General features: G+C 68.1%; 6 protein-coding genes. 2 read left to right on the forward strand and 4 right to left on the reverse strand.

Going from position 1 to position 6,000, the window contains the following annotated elements:
- Window positions 1-32: 32 nt before the first annotated feature.
- Window positions 33-989 carry an acetyl-CoA carboxylase carboxyltransferase subunit alpha gene (locus TSO352_RS30235; protein WP_109111002.1) on the reverse strand — a complete coding sequence of 319 codons (957 nt, stop codon included), beginning with the start codon at window positions 987-989 and terminating at the stop codon, window positions 33-35.
- Between the two features lie 140 nt (window positions 990-1,129).
- On the opposite strand from TSO352_RS30235, the gene TSO352_RS30240 reads away from it, so the two are divergent.
- Window positions 1,130-1,879 carry a class I SAM-dependent methyltransferase gene (locus tag TSO352_RS30240; RefSeq protein ID WP_109111003.1) on the forward strand — a complete coding sequence of 250 codons (750 nt, stop codon included), beginning with the start codon at window positions 1,130-1,132 and terminating at the stop codon, window positions 1,877-1,879.
- Window positions 1,880-2,014: 135 nt separating this feature from the next.
- On the opposite strand, the gene frc is transcribed toward TSO352_RS30240, so the two are convergent.
- Together frc and TSO352_RS30250 are read right to left on the reverse strand one after the other, a co-directional pair.
- Window positions 2,015-3,265 (reverse strand): formyl-CoA transferase, encoded by a 1,251-nt coding sequence (gene frc / locus TSO352_RS30245; RefSeq protein WP_109111004.1) that lies wholly within the window; start codon window positions 3,263-3,265, stop codon window positions 2,015-2,017.
- A 132-nt stretch (window positions 3,266-3,397) separates the two neighbouring features.
- On the reverse strand, window positions 3,398-3,820 hold the full coding sequence (locus tag TSO352_RS30250; RefSeq protein ID WP_247872546.1) for a PAS domain S-box protein: 423 nt from the start codon (window positions 3,818-3,820) through the stop codon (window positions 3,398-3,400).
- Between the two features lie 372 nt (window positions 3,821-4,192).
- On the opposite strand from TSO352_RS30250, the gene TSO352_RS30255 reads away from it, so the two are divergent.
- On the forward strand, window positions 4,193-4,864 hold the full coding sequence (locus TSO352_RS30255; RefSeq protein ID WP_158284642.1) for a YopT-type cysteine protease domain-containing protein: 672 nt from the start codon (window positions 4,193-4,195) through the stop codon (window positions 4,862-4,864).
- 140 nt (window positions 4,865-5,004) lie between these two features.
- Here TSO352_RS30255 and odhB read toward each other — a convergent pair.
- Window positions 5,005-6,000 (reverse strand): 2-oxoglutarate dehydrogenase complex dihydrolipoyllysine-residue succinyltransferase (odhB, locus tag TSO352_RS30260; protein ID WP_109111443.1); only part of this gene is annotated, 996 nt, incomplete at its 5' end.

A 6,000-nucleotide genomic window follows, 5' to 3' on the forward strand; every position in this document is an offset into this window, starting at 1 on the left:
CTCCGGTCGAACGGAAATTCGAGGGCCGGGGATCAGCCCAGGCCCTTCTGCCCCATCTCCAGGAACTTCTCGCGGCGCTTGGCGCGGAGCGCCGGGCCGTCCAGCCCGTCGAGTTCGCCCAGCGACTCCTCGATGCTGTCGCCCAGCGCCTTGACCGTCTCGGCCGGGTCGCGGTGGGCGCCGCCGATCGGCTCGCTCACCACGCGGTCGATGACGCCCAGTTCCTTCAGGTCCTGGCTGATCAGGCGCAGCGCGATCGCCGCCTCGCCCGCCATGTCGGAGCTGCGCCACAGGATCGAGGCGCAGCCTTCCGGCGAGATCACCGAATAGATGGCGTGCTCCAGCATCAGGACGCGGTCGGCGGTGGCGATGGCGATGGCGCCGCCCGATCCACCCTCGCCGATGACCGAGGCGACCATCGGCACGTTCAGCCGCAGGCAGCGTTCGATGCTCTTGGCGATGGCCTCGGCCTGGCCGCGCTCTTCCGCCTGGACGCCGGGGAAGGCGCCGGCGGTGTCGACCAGCGAGAGCACCGGCAGGTTGAAGCGGTCGGCCAGATCCATCAGGCGCTGGGCCTTGCGGTAGCCCTCGGGCTTGGCCATGCCGAAATTGTGGCGGACGCGCGACTCGGTGTCGTGGCCCTTCTCCTGGCCGATGACCACGACCGAGCGGCCACGGAACCGCCCCAGCCCGCCGATGACCGCACGGTCCTCGGCGAAATGGCGGTCGCCGGCCAGCGGCGTGAAGTCCTCGATCAGCCCTTCCACATAGTCCAGGCAATGCGGACGGTTGGGGTGGCGGGCCACCTGCACCTTCTGCGCGGGCGTGAGCTTGGCGTAGGTCTGCCGCAGGAGCTTGTCGACCTTGGACTGCAGCTTGGCGACCTCGTCGGCGATGTTGATGTCGCCGGCGTTGGTCAGGTGCCGCAACTCCTCGATCTTGCCTTCAAGCTCGGCGATCGGCTTTTCGAATTCCAGGAAGGTCTGCATGCCGGACACGGGTGGTTGGCGAGGCGCACGAAAAAGCGCGCGCTTGGTTAGCACGCCCGGCGCGCTCACGCCACTGCGGAAAGAAACGGAGCGCCGATACGGCTTCCGCGACGAACCCACCGGGTTTATCCTCATTGCCCATGGGATTCCAGGATCATTTCTCCGGCCATGCCGGTGACTACCGCGCCTTCCGGCCGACCTACCCGCCGGAACTGGCCGATACGCTGGCCGCCGCCGCGCCGTCGCAGGACCTTGCCTGGGACGTCGGCTGCGGCAACGGGCAGTTCTCCGTCGATCTGGCCCAGCGCTTCCGGACGGTGCACGCCACCGACGCCAGCGCCGAGCAGATCGCCCAGGCGGAGCCGCGCCCCAACATCCGCTACGCCGTCGCCCCGGCGGAGGCCAGCGGGCTGCCCGACCGTTCCTGCGACCTGATCGTCGCGGCGCAGGCGGCGCACTGGTTCGACCTCGACCGCTTCTACGCCGAGGTGCGGCGGGTGGCGAAGCCGGGGGCGGCGGTGGCGCTGGCCTGCTACGCGCTGCAGGAGCTGGACGACCCGGTGCTCGACCCGGTGATCGAAACCTTCCACAACGGGACGCTGGCGCCCTATTGGCCGGCGGACCGCTGGAAGGTGGTCGACGGCTACCGCGGCATGGCCTTCCCCTTCCGGGAGCTGCCGGTGCCGCCGATGGCGATGACGGCCGACTGGCCGCTGCCGCGCCTGCTGGCCTACATGAACACCTGGTCGGGGGTGAAGGCGGCGACCAAAGCGCTCGGCCGCAACCCGCTGGACGCGTTCGCCGCGGAGATCGCCCCGCTGTGGGGGGAGCCGGAGCGGGTGCGCACCATCCGCTGGCCGCTGACCGTCAAGCTGGGCCGCGTGGGCTGATGGCGCGGCACAAAGGAAAGCCGCCCCCGTCCTCTCCCTGATGGGGCAGGAGGGGACGGCGGCGGCTGTCCCGTGTCGGTGGGGGACGGGGGAGAGGGCCGGACGCCGACTCTCCCCCACCATGCCCCCGGTCGGTCAGACCACCTTCGCCTCGTGCATGGCGGCGATCTGGTCCTTGCTGTAGCCGAGCTGCACCAGCACCTCGTCGGTGTGCTCGCCCAGCAGCGGCGACCCGGTGACCTCGACCGTCATGTCGGAGAACTTGATCGGGCTGCCGACCGTCAGGTACTTGCCGCGCTGCTTGTGGTCGACCTCGACGACGGTGCCGCTGGCGCGCAGCGACGGGTCGTTGGCGATCTCCTTCATCGACAGCACCGGCGAGCAGGGGATGTCGAACTTGCGCAGGATGTCGACCGCCTCGAACTTGGTCTTGTCCTTCAGCCAGTCCTCGATGATCGCGAAGATGTCGAAGATCTTGTCCTGGCGCGCCTGGGCCGTGTTGTAGGCCGGGTCGTCGATCCACTCCTCGCGGCCCAGCGCCTTGCAGATCGGCGCCCAGGCGTGGCCCTGGATGGTGAAGTAGATGTAGGCGTTGGGATCGGTCTCCCAGCCCTTGCACTTCAGCACCCAGCCCGGCTGGCCGCCGCCGCCGGCGTTGCCGCCGCGCGGCACGACGTCGGAGAAGGTGCCGTGCGGGTACTGCGGGTATTCCTCCAGGTAGCCGACGCGGTCCAGGCGCTGCTGGTCGCGCAGCTTGACGCGGCAGAGGTTCAGCACGCTGTCCTGCATCGACACGGCGACCTTCTGGCCCTTGCCGCTCTTGGTGCGGGCCATCAGGGCGGTCAGGATGCCAATGGCCAGATGCATGCCGGTGTTGCTGTCGCCGAGCGCGGCGGCCGACACGGTCGGCGGGCCGTCCCAGAAGCCGGTGGTCGAGGCGGCGCCGCCGGCGCACTGGGCGACGTTCTCATAGACCTTCAGGTCCTGGTAATGGTGGCCGTCGCTGAAGCCCTTGACCGAGGCGACGATCATGCCCGGGTTCAGCTCGCGGATCTTGTCCCAGCTGAAGCCCATGCGGTCGAGCGCGCCGGGGCCGAAATTCTCCACCAGGACGTCGGATTCCTTGATCAGGCGCGTCAGGACTTCCTTGCCCTCGGCGGTCTTGGTGTCCAGCGTCAGGGAGCGCTTGTTGCTGTTCAGCATGGTGAAATAGAGCGCGTCGGCATCCGGAATATCGCGCAGCTGCGACCGGGTGACGTCGCCGGCGCCCGGACGTTCGACCTTGATGACGTCCGCACCGTACCAGGCCAGAAGCTGGGTGCAGGCGGGGCCGGCCTGCACGTGGGTGAAATCGATGATCTTAATGCCTTCGAGCGGCTTGCTCATGCTGCAACACTCCCTTGATCGCGTTGTATCGATTCGTCTCTTTGGCCCCGGCCGAGGCTCGTGCCCGGAGGCTTGCGGCCGGGTGTTCGATGGACGCCTTGGCCCGCCCGGTGTTGGGGGTGGGCCAAGGCGTCAGCCCGTGACCGCGCTCGCCTCAAGCTCGGCGAGCCGCCGGCGCAGCTTGCGTTCCTCGGTCCAGCGGGCGGTTTCGTCACGGACCACGGCGACGATCCCGGTCACCGCACCGTCGGTCCCGCGCAACAGCGCGACGGTGAAGGCGATCGACAGGCTGTGCCCGTCCTTGTGGACCGCCGGGACCCGCAACAGGTCGTGGCCGTAGCGGGTCTGGCCGGTGGCCATGGTCTTCTCGTAGCCGTCCCAGTGACGTTGCCGCTGGCGCTCCGGAATGATGATGTCCAGCGACTTGCCCATCGCCTCGTCGGCGGTGAAGCCGAACATGCGCGTCGCCGCCGCGTTCCACAGGGTGATGGCCCCCGCCGGATCCGACACGATCACCGCGTCGCCGATCACCGCCACCAGCTGTTCGCAATCCACAACCGCGGGTTTATCCGCTGCTGCTGCCTGTTCCATGCCGATCTCCTTGGCGCCCGCCCCCTCTTGGATTGCGCGCCGGTGGAGCCGGTGCGGCGGGGCAGAAAACCCGGTGCCGCACTGACATTATCGATACGGTATACCAGATACCATCCACCGCGCAAGAGGGTTTGAGAGCTTCGCGAATTGTCACGGACGCGAACAGTTTGGGGCGACGGACCGGCGGCATTCCCGGACGCCGGAAGGCGCGCGGAAAAATGTTGAGAGCCGCAATTGATTGTACCGATATGATTATCCGGCCTAGCGTGCGGCGGCAGTGCCGACCCGGGATGGGAGCGCCGGCCTGCAATCGTCTGACTTTGATGGGGTATGGGGATGGCCGCGTTCGACAGCTATTGCGTGGCGCCGTTCAAGCAGCGCCTGCCGATCCAGCGGCTGTTTCCCGACGATCACGAAGCGACCAAGGGAATTTGCTTCGGTCTGAGCCTGGAGTGGATCAAGCGTCATCGCTCCCACAAGGGCGAGACGTCGAAGACGCGCATCGCGTACATCGACCAGGACAGCACGATCCTGCACGCCAGCATCAAGCAGCGCCTCTACAGCGCGGAACTGCACCACGACCTCGATCTGTCCTCCGAGCAGTTCGGCTCACGCAACCAGGCGATGGGGCAGGCCGGTTTCCAGATCGGGTCGACCAAGACGCAGTGGGTGAGCGCCACCGACCCGGACAGCGTCAAGGAGGTGATCAAAGCGATCACGGTCGCCACCGCCAGCCCCCACACCTACCACGTCATCACCTTGAACTTCACGGCGCGGGGGGCGGCGCACGCGACCTGCTGCTACAAGTCCGGCGGCAAGGCCTTCGGGCTGGGGTCGCACCTGTACTTCTTCGATCCGAACTATGGTGAGTACAAGGCGTCCAGCGGCAACGTCGGCGACCTGTTCGGCGGGTTGATCAACCAATACCGCAACTATCAGGCGCGGGACGGATCGAAGATCGATTACAAGGTCAAGGAGTTCGTCGTGCAGAGCGTCTCCTTCACCTGAACGGAAACGCACGGGAAAGAAAAAAGGACGCCTTGCGGCGTCCTTTTCGTAGGTGCCGGGGGCGGTGAGGCCCCTGGCGGATGGGGCGTGGCAGGGCGGACCCTGCCACGTTCCCTTATGCGGTTGGTCGGTGATGCCGGTCAGACGTCCAGCAGCAGGCGACGCGGATCCTCGATCAGCTCCTTGATGCGGACGAGGAAGGTCACCGCCTCCTTGCCGTCGATGATGCGGTGATCGTAGGACAGCGCCAGATACATCATCGGGCGGACCTCGATCTTGCCGCCGATGACGACCGCGCGGTCCATCGTCTTGTGCATGCCGAGGATGGCGGACTGCGGCGGGTTGATGATCGGGGTCGACATCAGCGAGCCGTAGACGCCGCCGTTGGAGATGGTGAAGGTGCCGCCGGTCAGCTCGTCCATCGACAGCTTGCCGTCACGGCCCTTCTTGCCCAGCGCGGCGATGGTGCCCTCGATGCCGGCGAAGTCCAGCTTGTCGGCGTCGCGGACGACCGGAACCACCAGACCCTGCGGCGTGCCGACGGCGACACCGATGTCGTAGTAGTTCTTGTAGACGGTGTCGGTGCCGTCGATCTCGGCGTTGACCGCCGGGATCTCCTTCAGGGCCTGGACGGCGGCCTTGACGAAGAAGGACATGAAGCCGAGCCGCACCTTGTGGCGCTTTTCGAAATAGTCCTTGTACTCGGCGCGCAGCGCGATCGCCGCCGACATGTCCACCTCGTTGAAGGTGGTCAGCATGGCGGCGGTGTTCTGGGCCTCCTTCAGGCGCTCGGCGATGCGCTGGCGCAGGCGGGTCATGCGGACGCGCTCTTCCTGCGCGGCGCGCGGACGGTCGCCCTGGGTGCCGGCGGCCCACACCACCTTGGGCGCCGGGGCGGCGGCCGGGGCCGCCTTGGCCGGGGCGGCGGCCGGAGTGGCCAGCACGTCGCCCTTGGTGACGCGGCCGTCCTTGCCCGAGCCGGCGATGGCCGAGCCGTCGACGCCCTTCTCATCCGCCAGCTTGCGGGCGGCCGGGCCGGAGGCGGCCAGGTTGCCCGGAGCGGCGGCGGCCGGCGCCGGCGCCGGGGCGGCGGCGGGAGCAGCGGCCGGAGCCGGGGCCGCGGCCGCCGGGGCGGC

The organism is Azospirillum sp. TSO35-2 (assembly GCF_003116095.1).
Taxonomy (GTDB): domain Bacteria; phylum Pseudomonadota; class Alphaproteobacteria; order Azospirillales; family Azospirillaceae; genus Azospirillum.

Coding starts and splice junctions, on each gene's coding strand:
- TSO352_RS30235 (WP_109111002.1), bottom strand. CDS start 989: ATGCAGACCTTCCTGGAATTCGAAAAGCCGATCGCCGAGCTTGAAGGC.
- TSO352_RS30240 (WP_109111003.1), top strand. CDS start 1,130: ATGGGATTCCAGGATCATTTCTCCGGCCATGCCGGTGACTACCGCGCC.
- TSO352_RS30255 (WP_158284642.1), top strand. CDS start 4,193: ATGGCCGCGTTCGACAGCTATTGCGTGGCGCCGTTCAAGCAGCGCCTG.
- frc (WP_109111004.1), bottom strand. CDS start 3,265: ATGAGCAAGCCGCTCGAAGGCATTAAGATCATCGATTTCACCCACGTG.